The organism is Janthinobacterium sp. PC23-8 (assembly GCF_002250505.1).
In the GTDB taxonomy this organism is placed as follows: domain Bacteria; phylum Pseudomonadota; class Gammaproteobacteria; order Burkholderiales; family Burkholderiaceae_D; genus Janthinobacterium.
The window spans coordinates 1,236,489-1,251,490 of the sequence record NZ_NJGY01000001.1 but is presented as its reverse complement, the minus strand read 5'-3'; the positions used below and the strand labels follow the sequence as shown (position 1 = coordinate 1,251,490).

13 protein-coding genes are annotated in these 15,002 nt (G+C 65.3%); 5 read left to right on the top strand and 8 right to left on the bottom strand.

Going from position 1 to position 15,002, the window contains the following annotated elements; genetic code table 11:
- Nucleotides 1-57: 57 nt before the first annotated feature.
- Nucleotides 58-1,554 (bottom strand): choice-of-anchor X domain-containing protein, encoded by a 1,497-nt coding sequence (locus CD932_RS05415; RefSeq protein ID WP_094441738.1) that lies wholly within the window; start codon nucleotides 1,552-1,554, stop codon nucleotides 58-60.
- The gene (locus CD932_RS05410) at nucleotides 1,551-2,405 is read right to left on the bottom strand and encodes a hypothetical protein (protein ID WP_094441737.1); all 855 of its coding nucleotides are present in this window, start codon (nucleotides 2,403-2,405) and stop codon (nucleotides 1,551-1,553) included. The genes CD932_RS05415 and CD932_RS05410 overlap by 4 nt, the downstream gene beginning before the upstream one ends.
- A 195-nt stretch (nucleotides 2,406-2,600) precedes the next feature.
- Between CD932_RS05410 and CD932_RS05405 the strand changes: the two genes are divergently transcribed.
- The gene (locus CD932_RS05405; protein ID WP_176460886.1) at nucleotides 2,601-3,509 is read left to right on the top strand and encodes a hypothetical protein; all 909 of its coding nucleotides are present in this window, start codon (nucleotides 2,601-2,603) and stop codon (nucleotides 3,507-3,509) included.
- Nucleotides 3,510-3,653: 144 nt separating this feature from the next.
- On the top strand, nucleotides 3,654-3,983 hold the full coding sequence (locus CD932_RS05400) for a hypothetical protein (protein WP_141213186.1): 330 nt from the start codon (nucleotides 3,654-3,656) through the stop codon (nucleotides 3,981-3,983).
- 57 nt (nucleotides 3,984-4,040) lie between these two features.
- On the opposite strand, the gene CD932_RS05395 is transcribed toward CD932_RS05400, so the two are convergent.
- From CD932_RS05395 to CD932_RS28055, 5 genes are all read right to left on the bottom strand, one after another.
- On the bottom strand, nucleotides 4,041-6,119 hold the full coding sequence (locus CD932_RS05395; protein WP_369679810.1) for a GGDEF domain-containing protein: 2,079 nt from the start codon (nucleotides 6,117-6,119) through the stop codon (nucleotides 4,041-4,043).
- A 98-nt stretch (nucleotides 6,120-6,217) separates the two neighbouring features.
- Entirely contained in the window at nucleotides 6,218-7,966 is a 1,749-nt protein-coding gene (locus CD932_RS05390; protein ID WP_094443469.1) for an ABC transporter ATP-binding protein, read from the bottom strand.
- A gap of 28 nt (nucleotides 7,967-7,994) precedes the next feature.
- Nucleotides 7,995-9,746, bottom strand: coding sequence for an ABC transporter ATP-binding protein (locus CD932_RS05385; protein ID WP_094441734.1), 1,752 nt, complete (start codon nucleotides 9,744-9,746; stop codon nucleotides 7,995-7,997).
- Nucleotides 9,747-9,938: 192 nt separating this feature from the next.
- Nucleotides 9,939-10,679: a phasin family protein gene (locus CD932_RS05380; RefSeq protein WP_094441733.1), complete on the bottom strand. Its 741-nt coding sequence runs from the start codon at nucleotides 10,677-10,679 to the stop codon at nucleotides 9,939-9,941.
- 19 nt (nucleotides 10,680-10,698) lie between these two features.
- Nucleotides 10,699-10,899, bottom strand: coding sequence for a hypothetical protein (locus CD932_RS28055; RefSeq protein WP_141213185.1), 201 nt, complete (start codon nucleotides 10,897-10,899; stop codon nucleotides 10,699-10,701).
- Nucleotides 10,900-11,001: 102 nt separating this feature from the next.
- Here CD932_RS28055 and CD932_RS05375 point away from each other — a divergent pair, with 102 nt between their 5' ends.
- Genes CD932_RS05375 through CD932_RS05365 form a run of 3 tightly spaced genes read left to right on the top strand, consistent with a single transcriptional unit; the run spans nucleotide 11,002 to nucleotide 13,339 of the window.
- On the top strand, nucleotides 11,002-12,276 hold the full coding sequence (locus CD932_RS05375; RefSeq protein WP_094441732.1) for an amidohydrolase family protein: 1,275 nt from the start codon (nucleotides 11,002-11,004) through the stop codon (nucleotides 12,274-12,276).
- A gap of 35 nt (nucleotides 12,277-12,311) precedes the next feature.
- On the top strand, nucleotides 12,312-12,830 hold the full coding sequence (locus tag CD932_RS05370; RefSeq protein WP_094441731.1) for a GNAT family N-acetyltransferase: 519 nt from the start codon (nucleotides 12,312-12,314) through the stop codon (nucleotides 12,828-12,830).
- Entirely contained in the window at nucleotides 12,827-13,339 is a 513-nt protein-coding gene (locus tag CD932_RS05365) for a GNAT family N-acetyltransferase (RefSeq protein WP_094441730.1), read from the top strand. The genes CD932_RS05370 and CD932_RS05365 overlap by 4 nt, the downstream gene beginning before the upstream one ends.
- Before the next feature lie 208 nt (nucleotides 13,340-13,547).
- Here CD932_RS05365 and CD932_RS05360 read toward each other — a convergent pair.
- The coding region (locus CD932_RS05360; protein WP_254926474.1) for a YDG domain-containing protein at nucleotides 13,548-15,002 on the bottom strand (1,455 nt) is incomplete at its 5' end.

Below are 15,002 nucleotides of genomic sequence, written 5' to 3'. Positions count from 1 at the left end.
GCACCTTGCCCTGGGCATTTTCTCAAGCGCCCTTGATAATGCCGCTTGGGCCTCGCTCTAGACAACAACGATGCTGGCCTGCGCCTTGAGCGGACAGGGCAGGCTGTCGTCGAACGTCAGCTCAATGGCGCTGGCGACGAACATGCCGCCGATATGCTGGGCGGCGATTTCGGGCGGCGTGCCGGGCTTGCTCAGGTTGACGTCCTGGGCAAACACGAATGCGCGCCAGGTGCCGTAGACTTGCTGGCCGTATTTCAGCAGCAGGCGGTACGCTTCCTTGAGGTTGAGGCTGGCCGCATAGACGCCATCGTTGGCACCCGGGTCGAACCCCAGGCCATCGTCGACCAGCGGCTGCACGAAGTACAGGCCCTGCGGCGCCTGGAACAGGGCAAACGCATACAATTCATTGCCACGGAACAGATCGTCATTGTCGCGCCGGAAGCTGGCGCGCAGCCACAGCGGTTCAAACGCCTGCACCACGGCCGGCGTGTCGGTTTCCACGGGCCCTGCCACATGGATGTTGACCTGGGTTTCGCTCACGCCATGCTGGTAGTTGCCGCCACTGGTAAAGCGTTCATATTGCCACTTGACGTCGGCCGTATAGGGCCGGCCCGCATTCGGTGCTTCCGGCAACACCCATTGCGCCACCACGCGCTCGCCCAGGGTCAGTTCGCCTGCCGCAGGGGGCGTGGCTTCCTGGCCGCGCCAGAACGGATCGGCCGCGTCCGAGCAGGCCACGGCAATCGCGCCCGAGGCAATGGCCGAGGCCACGCCCGCCACCGTATATTCGGGCGCGCCGGAAGCGGCGCCTTCGGGCGAACAGCAATGGACGCTGGGGTCGGTTTCTTCAAATTCGCCGCCCGCGCTGAAGCTGGCCTGGCCCGAGCCCAGTGCCGCCGCGATGATGGCCACCAGCGCCGCGATAATGGCGATGATAATGGCCAGCACCTTCCACCACGGATCGGAAAACGGCAGCTCGCCATGCGTGCCGGCATAGGCGGGATTGGGTGCCCAGGCCAGGGTAAAGCCGGTGGGGATCACCGGCCCTGGCCAGGGCGGGCAGCGGCATTGCTTGCCGTCCGAGGTGCCCCAGCCCTTGCCGGGCAGGTGGCCCTGCGGTTTCGACAGGGTCAGGGTGCCTTCCTCGATGGCGCAGGTATAGGTGTTGCTGGTGCTGTCAAAGCGCGTCTGCGAGACAAAAATCTGCTGGATCGAGCGGCGCGGCGTGTGGCCGTCGGCCTTGGCGACAAAGCTGACCAGGCGCTTGCCCGGCGCCGCATGCTCGAAGTTGGCGTCCCACATGACCAGCATGGCGGCGCCGGCGGGGATGCTGGCAAAGAAAAAGGTGCGCGCCACAGGCACGATGCCGGGGTCGCCCACGCTTTCCAGGTAGACCGTGACGTTGGTCAGCGCCGTACCCGACATATTGGTGATATGGGCGGCGATGCGCAGATGGTAAAGCGCATTGTCGAAGATGCCATCGGGCATCATGATATTGGTGACGGGTTCGATTGCGAAGGGCCGCGTCAGCACTTGCATGGGCGTGTCGCTCATGATGCGTTCTCCTGTTTGCCGTTGTCAACCGCGTCGACCAGCACAAAGCTGACGCCGCCCATGACCTTGCCATCGATGGTTTCGAGCACGCGCAGCAGCGCGTATTGACCGCTCGCCAGTTCGCTGGCGCGCAGGCTCAGGTAGACGGGTACGGCGCGCCCGCGCGGTACCGCCACTTCCAGCTTCTGCTCGCCTTGCTGGTCGTCGCAATACGGCGTGTGCGCCAGGCCCGCCTCGACCTTGGCTTCCTTGGCGGGGCGCCACTTTTCCAGGCCCAGGGTGGCCAGCACGGCGCCGGGCAGCTCGCCGCCGTGTTCCAGTTGCAGCAGCACTCGCTTGTCCTGGCGCGGCAGCGCCGCCACGCTGATGGCCAGCAGCTGCGCGCGCCGCGCCGCCCGCACCACCGTCACATTGTGCTGGGCGATCTGTTCGTAGTGTTGCGGCTGGAAGGCAAAGCCGGTGGGCAGCGGGTCGGACAGGGGGTTGACGTCGCCCGGTCCGTGGGCGACCGCTACCAGGCATTCGTGGCCGCCGTTGACGATGACGGGGAACCAGGGCACCAGGCACAGCACGTCCTGGGTGGCGCCCGGCGCCAGGTCGGCAAACGCCGAGCCGATCCTGGTGGCGACGCCGACGGCGATCTGGCCGGAAGGGTCGGCCCAGTAAAAATCCACGCGCACGCCGTTGGAGCTGCTGTTGCCCGTATTGTGCACGCGCGCCCACAGGTAATTATTGGCGCCGGCAAGCGGTGCGCCCGGCGCGCCGTTCGGGTCGTTGCCGGGCACGACCCAGATAGCGGCGCTGTCCCACCACCAGGGCTGGCCGTCTTCGATGATCAGGTGGGCTGACATGGCGTTCTCCCGTTTTCCTTGTCCGAGTGCTACCAGATTAGGCCGTCGCGCCAGGTGGCGATTGATCCGTGTCAAAGCGCTGGCGGGACCGCCCGTAGGGTAATATTGCGCAGGAGCGCAGCCGGGATCTGGCAACAGTATTGGCCGCCGCGCTCGCCACGATGGACGCTTGAAAAAGGTAGAAAAAGGTAGAACGTGCTTGAACCCGTAAATGATCGTTGCATCCATGCCGCTTGCGGCAAGCCATTGCCGCTGCGCGTGGCGTATTGCCCGTTTTGCGGCACTGCGCAGTCAGCCCCGGCGCCCGAAGCGGCCACGCCGGCGCCGGTGACGCCGGCCGTGATGCCGCCGCCGATCCCGCCGCAATGGCGACCGGCGCCGCCCGCGTCCCTGGTCGCGCCACCAGCTGCGCCCGAACCCGAACCCACGCCTGCGCCCGCGCCGCCGCCTGCCAGGGAAGCGCCCAAAAAAGCCGCCGTGGCCCGCTCCGTGCCGCCGCCGCGCGCCCCCGTGCGCCTGCGTACCTGGCTGCTGGCGGTGGCCGCGCTGGTGGCGATCTGGTTCGTCAACAAGCCCGACGACAAGCCGGCCAGCGTGGCCGAGCAGGTGCAAGTGGCTACGGCGCTGGCGCAGCAGTGCGACCTGGACGGCGCGCGCAGCGCGCTGGCCGTGCTGAAAAGCGCCAAGGCGCCGGCCGCGCACATCAAACGCTTGCAGGCAAGCATCACCAGTGCGGCGGCCACCTGCGACAAACGGCAAAAACGCGTGCAGGCCTGGGAGCAGGTGGTGCTGGTGGCCGGCCAGGCGTTTGACGCGGGCAAGCCCGAGCAGGCCGCCACACGGCTGGCCGCGTATGTCAAACGCTGGGGCGAAGACGCCGACAGCATCGAACTGGATGCCCGCATCAAGGTGGCGCTGGCCAGGCGTGAACTCGACCAGGCCGACGCCTGCCTGGCCAGGCGCGACCATGCCTGCATGGAAAAGAGCCTGCTGGCGGCCGAACGCTACAAGCGTCCCGAACTGGCGTCGCGTATCAAGACCTTGCGCGCGGCGCTGTCGCAGTTGCTCGAGCACGCCTTGCTCGATGGCGCCGCGCCGCCCTGAGCTTTGCATGGCGGCTGAAACCATTGCTTACAAACTGCCTGTCGAAAGCCCATTCTTATGTGCGGTGGCGTACGCTGTAAAAAAATTCCCAGGTGTATATTGCAGACTGATCAGTTTGTTCTGATAACAATGAAAGGGAATATCATGAAAGCAACTAAACACCTGATGACAATCTGCGCCGCCGGCATGATGGTCGTGGCGCTGGCCGCTTGCCAGAAGAAGGATGACATGTCGACCAAGGGCCCTGCCGAGACGGCTGGCGCGCAAATTGACGCCACCGCCGCCAAGGCCGAAGCCGATGTGAAGGCCGCCGCCGCCAACGCCGACGCGAAGATGAGCCAGGCCGCAGCCGACACCAGCGCCAAGATGGACCAGGTTGGCGCCGAGGCCAGCGCGAAAATGAATGCAGCGGCGGATGCGGTCGGCAAGAAAGTCGAACGCGCCGGCGAAAAAATGCAAGAGTCCGCCAAGTAACAACATGGCGTGCGGTGGCCGGCATGCCTGGTCACCGCGCCGCCACCGCGCCGCCACTCAGGCGGCCGCGCGCGGCAAGCCTTCCTGCGGTCCCAGCACCACATTCAAGTCGACCACGCCGTTGCGCCAGGCGCGTTCCAGGTCTTGCTCGATCACTTCCAGTGTCATGCCTTCCATCTGCTGAAACCCCCGCAAGCCATAGGCGCGGTTGCGTCCGTGCGCCTTGGCGAGATACAGCGCCATGTCGATCAGGTTGACGCTGCGCTCCCATGACAGCGGCTGCCCCAGCGGCGCCAGCGGATAGGGCGCAAAGCCGATCGAGACGTGCACGCCGATGGCCTGGCCCTGGTAAAGCACCTGCTGCGCGGCCACGCCGTCGAGCACCCTGGCGGCGATATGATCGAGGCTGCCGCGCATGACGCTCGGCAAGAACGCCAGAAACTCTTCGCCGCCCCAGCGCACGATCATGTCGGTTTCGCGCAGCACCTGATGCAAGGTGGTGGCGATGGTGGTGAGCACCAGGTCGCCCGCCGCATGGCCGTATTGATCGTTGATCTGCTTGAAATGGTCGACATCGAGCAGGAACAGGGCGCCCACCACGTCGCTGTCCTTCTGTATGTCGGGGTCCGGCGCGAGGGCGGCGTGGCGCGGCATGAAGTCCTGGAAGTGGCGGCGGTTGTACAGCGCCGTGAGCGGATCGCGCGCACTCTGGTGCGCCAGTTCCTGGTTCTTTTCCTTGAGCTGCACATTGGCGTGGCGTACCTTGCGGTACAGCAGGCCGACGATGACGGCCGCCAGTGCCATCACCAGCGCCAGCAGCCACCACACGCGCTGCTGCAGGCGGCGATTGTCGAGCTCGGTGCTCTTGACCTGGTTTTCACGGCTCAGCAGTTCAATCTGGCGCTGCTTTTTTTCTGTCTCGTATTTTTCCTGCAATTCATAGACGGCTTTTTGCCGCTGCTGTTCAAACAACTGGCTGGAAATCTTGCGCTCGCGGTGATAGGCCGTCACGGCCCCCTTCATGTCGCCGGCTTTTTCCAGTACCATGCCGTACTCCAGCAGCACCGCTTGCAGGTCGGGCTTGTTGTCCATCAGATCGTAATACGCCAATCCCGTTTCCACGCTGCGCTTGCCTTCTTCGAGGCGCCCCAGGCCGATCAGGGCCAGGCCGATATTGAGGCGCGCCGTCGATTCCACGTCGTCATTGCGCACCAGGCGCGCGGCGGCGATGGCCTCGTTGGCATAGCTCAGTGCGCGCTGCGGATCGCCTTGCTTCAGGTAGCTGTCCGACAGGTTGACGAGGGTGGTCGCCTCCATGCCTTTGGCGCCCAGCCGGCGCTCGAGCGCCAGCGCGTCGAGCAGGGCGCGCTGGCCGCGGCGTGGCTGACTGGCGTCGAGCGCCAGGCCGTATTCGGTATTTTTTGCCTGTGCCAGGCGGCCCGGTGACTCCAGCTTGCCGGCCACGGCCAGCAATTCATCGAGTACCTTGAAGCCCTTGTCGTACTCGCGCATCTGCGTGTACAGCAGGGTCAAGGCATTCAGGGCTGCGGCCAGGGTGACGGGCGAATTGCTCAGGCGCGCCAGGTCGACCGCTGTCTGCAGCTTGGCCAGGGCGGCCGGAAAATTGCCTTCCTCGGCCCAGGATTGGCCGCCGCTGATGGTCGCCTGCACGCGCAGCGCCAGGTTGGCGGTGCGGTTGGCAACGGTTTCCGCCTCAAAGGCGAGCAGATGGGACGCGCGCCGCTCGCCAAGGGCGAAACTGATATAGGCTTTGCCCAGCATGGCCTTGGCCAGCGCCACGTCATTGTGGCGCCTGGTGGCGTCCAGGATCAGGTCGTCGATCAGTTGCAGGGCGATATCGTTCTGCCCCAGCCGCATATGGGCATTGCTCAGCTGGGTGATATATTCGGCGCGCAGGGGGAACTGCGCACTGAAGGCCTCGCTTTCGATCTCTTTCAGGTGTTGCAGCGCACGCTCGGGCACGAAACGGCCCTCCTCGCGCAGGGCGTCGAGGCGCTGCTGCAACTGCGGGCTGGCGCCGGCCAGCGCGGGCAGCAGGCAAGCCAGCGCCAGCAGCCACGATGCCGCGCGCCGGCTCGGTTGTCGTGCCGTCCCGTTCAATGCCAAGCCTTCCAATGCGCCACTCCTTGCCAACCGCTTGTTTGCAGACCATTATATGATGTTGCAATCAAGAAATTTCGAGCGCCCGTTATATTTTCAGCAAAGTGCACACTTTATTGCGCCAGTTGTTGCAACAGATAAAGACGCTGGTACAAGCCGTTTTCCACCTGCATCAGCTGTTCGTGCGGCCCCGCTTCCGTGATGCGGCCGTGGTTCAGCACGATGATGGTGTCGGCCTCGCGGATGGTCGACAGGCGGTGGGCGATGGCGACAATGGTCACCTTGCCGCGCAATTCGTTCAGCGCCAGCTGCACGATCTGTTCGGTCTGGCTGTCGATGCGCGAGGTCGCTTCGTCGAGCAGCAGGATGCGCGGCTGGCCTGCCAGCGCGCGGGCGATCGCGATCAGCTGCTTCTGGCCCGACGACAGTCGCGAGCCGCCTTCGCCCAGCGGCGTGTCGTAGCCGTGCTCGAGTGCGGCGATAAAGTCGTGCGCATGGGCCGCGCGCGCCGCCTGCTCGATCTGCGCCTGGCTGTAGCCGCGGCCCATGTCGATATTTTCGCGCGCCGACGCTGCCAGCAGGAAGGGGTCTTGCGGCACCAGGCCCACGTCGGCGCGGAAGCGCTCGTTGGCGATGCTGTCAAGAGCCACGCCGTTGATGGCGATGTGGCCCTGCGCCACCGGATAAAAGCGCAGCAGCAGCGACAGCAGGGTCGACTTGCCGCTGCCCGTATGGCCGACGATGCCGAAGAACGCCCCTTGCGGAATGGCGAGCGACAGGTCGTGCAGCACCGGCTGGTTTTCGACATACGCAAACGTCAGGTGCGAAATATCGACCGCTGGCGTGCCGGCGGCAACCGTGCCGTCCGCTGCGCTGGCGGCCTTGCCCGGCGCGTGTTCCAGCGCCTGGCGCTCGTCGAGCAGGGTCGAGACGCGGGCGGTGGCCACCACCGACTGCTGCAGCTGGCTGAACTGCATGGTGATCTGGATCAGCGGCTCGATCACGCGCGCGATATAGCTGATGAACGCATACAGCACGCCTACTTCGACGGCGCCGATGTCGCGCTGGCCGAAGCTGAAGATGACCACCGCCAGCAGCACGATATTGAGCATGTCGAGCGCGGGGCGCAGCAGCCAGGCGTTGGCGCGCAGTTCGTGCATGCGCGCCGTGTAATGGTCCTGGTTGATGCCGGTGAAGCGCTGGCCGAAGCGGCGCTCGGCATTGTTGGCCTGCAGCACGCTCATGCCGCCGATCGATTCGGCGATCTGGCCGTTGATTTCGCTGCGCAGGGCGCGCGCGCGCGTGACGGCCGGCGCGCTCCAGCGCTGGTACAGGAAGACGATCACCAGCACCGCCGGCAGCAGCGCCAGCACGATCAGCATCAATCGCCAGTCCAGAAAGGCCATGGCGGCGATGGTGCCGATCAGGACGATGGAGCTGTCGAGGATGACGAACAGCACCTGCACGTACAAGGACTTGACCGCCTCGGTGTCGTTGGTCACGCGGCTGACCAGCTGGCCCGTGATGGCGCGGTCAAAGAACGCCATCGGCAAGCGCAGGACGTGCTGGTAGACGGTCTCGCGCAGCCGCTGCACCGAGCGCATCGCCAGGCCGGACAGGCGCACCAGCTGCAGATAGCGCAGGCCGGAAGCGATCCAGCCCGTCAGCAGGCAGCCGCCCAGCAGCAGCGACATGCGGGTCCAGTCCAGGTTGCGCGGCAGCAGGTGCTGGTCGATCAGGGCCTTGCCCAGGATCGGGCCTGTCACTTCCAGCGCGGCGGCGATGATCAGCCACAGGGTGGCCCAGTACAGATGGTGCAGGTCGGGCGCGGCGGCGCGGCGCAACAGGCCAATCGCCTGCATCGCCTGGCGGCGTACGGTGTCTTGCGTGTCAGTCGGCGTCAAGGCTGGCCTCCAGTTGTTGATAGCGCCACTGGCTGGCATACCAGCCATCGTGCCGCAGCAGTTGTTCGTGATTGCCCGCTTCCGTGATGCGCCCGTCGCGCAGCACCAGAATCAGGTCGGCGTTGACGACGGCGCTCAGGCGGTGGCTGGCGATAATGGCGCTGCGCTCGGGGCGGCGCTGGCGCAACTGTTCCAGGTGCTGCAGGATGCGCGTCTCGGTGCCCGTATCGACCGCCGACAGGGCGTCATCGAGCAACAGCAGGCCGTTGTCGGCCAGCAGCGCGCGGGCAATCGCCACGCGCTGGCGCTGGCCGCCCGACAAGGTGATGCCTTTTTCGCCGACATGGGTTTCATAGCCGTCGGGGAACTGCAGGATGTCGGCATGGATGTCGGCCAGTTCGGCCGCATGTTCGACTTCCTGGCGCGTGGCGCCGGGGCGGGCCAGCGCGATATTGTCGGCAATCGTCGCCGAAAACAGGAACGACTCCTGAGGCACCCAGCTGATCGCCGCGCGTAGCGCATGCAGGGTGTAGGCGGCGAGCGGCTGGCCGCTCCAGGTCGCCTGGCCCGATTGCGGCGTGACCTGGCGCAGCAGCACGCGCAGCAGGGTCGACTTGCCGCTGCCGGTCGGGCCCACCAGGCCCAGGGTCTGGCCCGGTTCCAGCCGCAGCGCGATATCGGCCAGCGCGGGCGTGCCCTGGCCCGCATAGGCAAAGCTCACGTGTTCCAGCAGCAAAGGGCCGGGCGGCAGCTCGGTGATGGTGCCATGGTCGTCGATGGCCAGCGGTGCATCTAACATCGGTTGCAGCCGCTGCCAGGCGGCGCGGCCCCGTTCGATCAGGGACAGCACCCAGCCGGCGGCAAACATCGGCCAGATCAGCTGGCCCAGGTACATGGAAAAGCTGGTCAGCGCGCCGATCGTCAGTTGATCGTGCCATACCAGGTAGCCGCCCAGCCCCAGCGTCAGGGCGGTGGCGGCCGTCAGGGTCAGGCCGACGGCCGGTTCGTACGCCGCTTCCCAGCGCTGCGCCGTCAGGCTGGCGTTGGCCGCGTGGCCGGCCAGGGCCGAGAACTGCGCGCCGCTGCGCTGTTCCAGGCCCAGCGCGCGCAAGGTGCGCACGCCCGACAAGGACTCCTGTACATGGTCGTTCAGCGCCGAAAAGCGTTGCAGCGAATCGGTCGACGCCGTATGGATATGGCTGGAAATGCGCCAGAAGGCCAGTCCCATCAGCGGAAACGGCAACAGGGCGATGCAGGCCAGGCGCCAGTCCACGCCCAGCAGCATGATGCCGAGCACCATCAACAAGGTCAACGTGCCGTCGAAGCCGGCCAGCATCGCTTCGCCGGCCGCCATTTCGATGGCGTCGATATCGTTGGTGGCCAGCGCCATCAGGTCGCCCGTGCGCTGGCCCTGGTAGAACGAGGCGCCCTGCTGCGACATGCGCGTGTAAAACCGCGTGCGCAGCATCACGCCCAATTGGTAGGCGGCCTTGAACAGGGTGATGCGCCAGCCGACGCGCAGGAAGTAGATGGCCACGCCGACCGCGAGCAGGGTCAGCAACTCCAGCCACAGCTGGGATGTGCTCATGCGGTGAGCGGCCAGCGCGTCGATGATGGCGCCGATGCGGCGCGGTATCCACACGGTCAATGTGGCCACGCCGGTCAGCATGACGGCGGCGGCGGCGTAGGCCGGCCAATGCTGGCGCACGAAGCCGGCGATGAGCCTCGATAAACTCATGATTACCTTTGTCTTGTGTTGGTTTGTTAGCGGGGTGTCGCGGGGCGGACGGAAGAGGCGCGCGGACGGAAAGTTCGCACAGGATACAACAAGGCGGTAAAACGCGCTGCGCGCGAGGGCGGAAACAGCGTCGAAAAGGCGTGCAAAAAACGGGCCGTAGCCCGTTGTATTCTTGTGCCAGGGAACTGCGGCTTATTTGCGCTTGCCTTTGGTCGCAGGCTTGGCGCTGGCCCTGCTGGGGCCGCCTTGCTTGACGGCCGGCTTGCTCGTGGTCGGTGCTGGCGCCGCTTTGGCCGTCGCTTTCACGGCGGCCGGCACTTTGACGGGTTCCGGGGCAATCGCGGCCGGCGCCGAGGCGGCGATCGGCAAGGCGGCCAACGGCAGCGGCTCAGGCGCCGGTGCGGCAGGCGCCGGTTCGGCGACCGGGGCCAGGATGGCGGCCGGGACCGGGACCGGGACCGGGACCGGGACCGGCTCAGGCTCAGGCTCGGGAGCCGGGACGGGAACCGGGGCAACTGCGGCAAGCTCGACGATGGCTTCCACCTGGACCTGCACCGGTACCGGCGCGCTCACGGGCGCTGCCGGTGCTGCCGCGCTGGCGTGATCGAGCCTGGCCTTGGCCGCTTCCAGCAATTGCGCCTGGGTGCTCGATGCGATGCCGAACAACTGGCGGCTGTAGGCCAGCACGCTCTCGATGCCGGGCTGGGCCTGGCTGGTGCTGTAGCTGAGGAACTCGCGCGCATCGTTTACCGCCAGCAGGTGCTGCGCCGTGCCGGTGCTCCTGGCAATGGCGGCCTTGCTGGCATCGAGGTTGAGGGCGATGATTTTTTCGGCGCCATCAAACATGGTATGGCCGAGGGTGCTGAAAATCTGCAACTGGGTTTCCCATTGCGATTTTGCCGCGCTGGCTAGTTGTTGTGGAAGCGGGAACATATTTACTCCTTGGTCCGGATTAAAATGCTGGCAAAACGCTGCTCACATCCTGTCCGCGTTTTGTAGGGTGTTGATGATGGTTAAGCGTTGTTGAGGTCTGTTTTGATGCAACGCAATATGAATATTCTAGCGGTGATTCGTGTTGGTTGAAAGCTATTTCGAACGGTGCGGTGGCCTTGCCACAAGCCATTTCATCGGCTGTTGGCTTTTTGAAGGTCATTTGTGACTGCACAAGATGCTTGTTTTATCTTTATGCTTGTAAAGAAAATTGACTTTATATTCGTGCAGTGCAGCATTTTCTCACTCTCTTGCAAGGAACACCATGGACCTCGTTATCCGCAACGCCAGCCTGCCCGATGGGCGCACCGCCATCGATATCGCCGTCGAACAGGGCCGCATTGCCGCCGTCGGCCCCGCCTTGCCCGTCACGGGCGCGCGCGAAATCGACGCCGGGGGCGATCTGGTCACGCCGCCGTTTGTCGACGCCCACTTCCATATGGATGCCACGCTCAGTTACGGTTTGCCGCGTGTCAACGCTTCCGGCACCTTGCTGGAAGGGATCGCGCTGTGGGGCGAACTGAAACCGCAACTGACGCAGCAGGCGCTGGTCGAGCGCGCGTTGCAGTATTGCGACTGGGCCGTGGCGCGCGGCCTGCTGGCCATCCGCTCCCATGTCGATATCTGCGATCCGCGCCTGCTGGCCGTCGAAGCGCTGCTCGACGTCAAGCGGCAAGTGGCGCCCTGGCTGGATTTGCAGCTGGTGGCGTTTCCACAGGACGGCATCCTGCGCAGCCCGGGCGCTTTCGACAACCTCAAACGCGCCATCGCCATGGGCGTCGATGTGGTCGGCGGCATCCCGCATTTCGAGCGCACCATGGCCGACGGCGCCGAATCGGTGCGCCTGCTGTGCGAATATGCGTGCGAGCAGGGGCTGATGGTCGACATGCATTGCGACGAGTCCGATGACCCGCTGTCGCGCCATATCGAAACCCTGGCCTTCCATGCGCAGCGCCTGGGAATGCAGGGCAGGGTGACTGGCTCGCACCTCACGTCCATGCACTCGATGGACAATTACTATGTAAGCAAATTGCTGCCGCTGATCCGCGAAGCGGGGGTGGCGGCGATCGCCAATCCGCTCATCAACATCACCCTGCAAGGAAGGCACGATACCTATCCGAAGCGGCGCGGCATGACGCGCGTGCCCGAAATGCTGGCCGCCGGCATCCCGGTCGCCTTCGGCCACGACTGCGTGATGGACCCGTGGTACAGCCTGGGTTCGGGCGATATGCTGGAAGTGGCGCACATGGGCCTGCACGTGGCGCAGATGACGGGCCAGCAAGCGATGCACGACTGCTTCCTGGCGGTTACGCAAACGCCGGCCGCCATCCTGGGCCTGGACGGCTATGGCATCGCGCCCGGCTGCCATGCCGACCTGGTGATCCTCGATTGCAGCTCCACCGTGGAAGCGCTGCGCCTGCGCGCGGCGCGCCGCCTGGTGCTGCGCCGCGGCCAGGTTATCAGCGAGTCGCCGCGCGCTGGCGCCCGCTTGCAGTTGCCTGGCCGGCCTGAAACGGTCAATTTTCGCCTGCCGCGCTGATACAATCACGCTAACTTGTTATCGGGAGCAGCACCTTGAAAGAAATCGAGATCCGCCCGGCCATCGAGGCCGACTTCGACGCCATGTGGAGCATCTTCCGCACCCTGGTGGCCGCAGGCGACAGCTACCCGTTCGACGCCGCCACCACGCGCGAGACCTGCCACGCCTACTGGTTCGGTCCCGTCGTACAAAGCTTCGTTGCCGTGATGGCCAGCGAGCGCCTGCTGGGCATGTACAAGCTGGTGGCCAACCAGGTCGGCCACGGCGACCATGTGGCCAACGCCTCCTTCATGGTCGACCCGGCCGCCCAGGGCGTCGGCGTGGGCCGCATGCTCGGCGTGCACTGCATGGAGGAAGCGCGGCGCGCGGGTTTCCTGGCGATGCAGTTCAACTTTGTCGTCAGCACCAACCTGGCCGCCGTCACCCTGTGGAAAAAGCTGGGCTTTACGGTGGCCGGCACCTTGCCGATGGCGTATCGCCACGCGCAGCTCGGCTATGTGGATGCGTATGTGATGTACCGGCTGCTCAGCGATCCGATGCAGTGGCCGGCATGATCGTCATTGAAACACCGCGTTTGCGGCTGCGTACCGCCAGCGCGGACGACGCGGCGTTTTTCCTCGGCCTGGTCAACCAGCCGACCTGGCTGGCCACCATCGGCGAGCGCAACATCCATACCGTGGACGCGGCGCGCGTGGCGCTCGAAACCGGTCCGATTGCGCAGCAGCAGCAACTTGCTTATTCCTTCTATATCGTCGAACACCGCGCTGACGGCGTGGCGATCGGCATGTGCGGCCTGATCAAGCGCGCCACCATGCCGGGCCCCGACATCGGCTACGCGCTGCTGCCCGCATATTGCGGCCAGGGGCTGGCCTGGGAAGCTTCCTCTGGCGTGCTGCAATATGCGCGCGAGGTGCTGGCCCTGCCCACGCTGTATGGCCTTGTGGCGCCGAATAATCAGCCTTCGATCAACTTGATCAACAAGCTCGGTTTGCGCTTCGAACGCTTTTCGCGCCAGCCGATCGTTGGCAAGGATATCAATATCTATCGCAAGGATTTTTCTTAGGAGCCGTATGCTGTGACGGAAACGCCAAATACTGAAGAGAACAAGGATATAGGGTTCTAATGTCGTATTAGCGCTCGTCGGCAGCCCGATCAGGTCAACCGGGGTGGTCAAGGTCAAGTGCGCCTGGAAAACAGCGCGACAGAACCCTTACAGGCGCAGGGGTGTTTACACAATTACTTCGGTTGACGGGACCGCGCACCTGACGCCGTTACTGGCTTTCCACGCTGGTGTTGTCGCCACCGCCGGCCGGCATACGCAGGCCGGCGCCGACCACGCTCAGGCGCAGACCCGGCAGGACATTGGTATTGACCACGGGTACTGCTTGCACTTGCACCACCGGCGTGGTGCTGCTCGCGAAGGCTCGCGCTTCCGTGGTGGCGACAGCGGCGTCGTCCTTAGCCTCGGAGTCTCCCGTAGCCGACACCGCGGGGGGCCTGTTTGCCTGCACTATACTGCCTTGCGAAGCCGCCACGGCGACCATGCCCAGCGCACTGGACAGTGCCGCTTGCAGCGCAGGCGTAGGGGCTGCGACCGGCGGCGCCTGGTTCGGATTGACGGTCAACACGCCTGGCGTATAGGCCAGCGTGTAATTGACTGCTGTCTGTCCGCCCGCCGACACCGCGTAGACGCCCGCTGCCGAACCGGTGGTGGCAACGGTGGTGAAAGCCAGGTTGCCGCCCACTTCGCCCGCTACCGTATCGGCGCCCAGCAAGCCGGTGTAGCTGGTGGTAAAGGCCGGGTTCGCGCTGCCCTGGTCTTTCGCTGCGCTGTCCACCCGCAATGCCAGCGCGGCCTGGCCAATGGTCGCCGTGGTGGTGGCCGTGGCGTTGACGACATAGTTGCCCGCGTCCGCACCGCCGAGGGCGATGCCGCTCACCGTCACCGTTTTGTTCACGCCGGCGTTCCTGGTGGCGAAGCTGGCGCCGGTGTTGCTGATGCTCAGCACATCGCCGGCGATGCGGTTGTCACTGAGCGCCACGCTGGCATTGGTGGTGGTGTCGTACACACGGTTGGCGCTGCTTGCGGCCACCACCACGCTGGCCGGCGTGATGTTGGCCGTGGTGCGGGCCTGGTTGCTGATCAGCGTATAGTTGCCGGCATCAAAGCCTGACAGGGAGAGGCCGCTGATCGTGACGGTCTTGCCGCTGGCTGCGTTCTTGTCGCTGAACGCGCCGCTGACCGGCGTGGCCAGGACCAGCGCATCGCCCGCCACCTGGCCGGCAAAAGTGGCGCCAGTGAGGTTCAGGGATACGCCGGTGGTACCGTCATAGACCTTGCTGCCGGCGGTGATGCCGGTGACGGCGTTGATGGTGGCGCGGCTGATGTCGGCCGTCGTGCTGGCGGTGTTGCTGGCCAGATTGTAGTTGCCGGCGTCAGTGCCGCCCAGGACGATGCCGCTGACGTTGACCACCTTGCCGGTGGCGGCATTCTTGTCGGCAAACGCGCCGCTGGCACTGGCGTTCAGACTGTCGCCGGCGACGATGCCGGCAAATGCTGCGCCGTTCGTGTTGACAGTAGCGCCGCTGGTGCCGTCATAAGTCTTGCTGCCGGCCGTGATGCCGGTGACGGCGTTAATGGTGGCGGGGCTGATATCGGCCGTCGTACTGGCGGTGTTGTTCGCCAGCGTGTAGTTGCCCGCGTCGGCACCGCCGAGCGTAATGCC

Excerpts from the sequence above, each read along its gene's own strand:
- CD932_RS05415 (WP_094441738.1), bottom strand. The coding sequence starts at position 1,554 with ATGAGCGACACGCCCATGCAAGTGCTGACGCGGCCCTTCGCAATCGAA.
- CD932_RS05410 (WP_094441737.1), bottom strand. The coding sequence starts at position 2,405 with ATGTCAGCCCACCTGATCATCGAAGACGGCCAGCCCTGGTGGTGGGAC.
- CD932_RS05400 (WP_141213186.1), top strand. The coding sequence starts at position 3,654 with ATGAAAGCAACTAAACACCTGATGACAATCTGCGCCGCCGGCATGATG.
- CD932_RS05390 (WP_094443469.1), bottom strand. The coding sequence starts at position 7,966 with ATGCAGGCGATTGGCCTGTTGCGCCGCGCCGCCGCGCCCGACCTGCAC.
- CD932_RS05385 (WP_094441734.1), bottom strand. The coding sequence starts at position 9,746 with ATGAGTTTATCGAGGCTCATCGCCGGCTTCGTGCGCCAGCATTGGCCG.
- CD932_RS05380 (WP_094441733.1), bottom strand. The coding sequence starts at position 10,679 with ATGTTCCCGCTTCCACAACAACTAGCCAGCGCGGCAAAATCGCAATGG.
- CD932_RS28055 (WP_141213185.1), bottom strand. The coding sequence starts at position 10,899 with ATGACCTTCAAAAAGCCAACAGCCGATGAAATGGCTTGTGGCAAGGCC.
- CD932_RS05375 (WP_094441732.1), top strand. The coding sequence starts at position 11,002 with ATGGACCTCGTTATCCGCAACGCCAGCCTGCCCGATGGGCGCACCGCC.
- CD932_RS05365 (WP_094441730.1), top strand. The coding sequence starts at position 12,827 with ATGATCGTCATTGAAACACCGCGTTTGCGGCTGCGTACCGCCAGCGCG.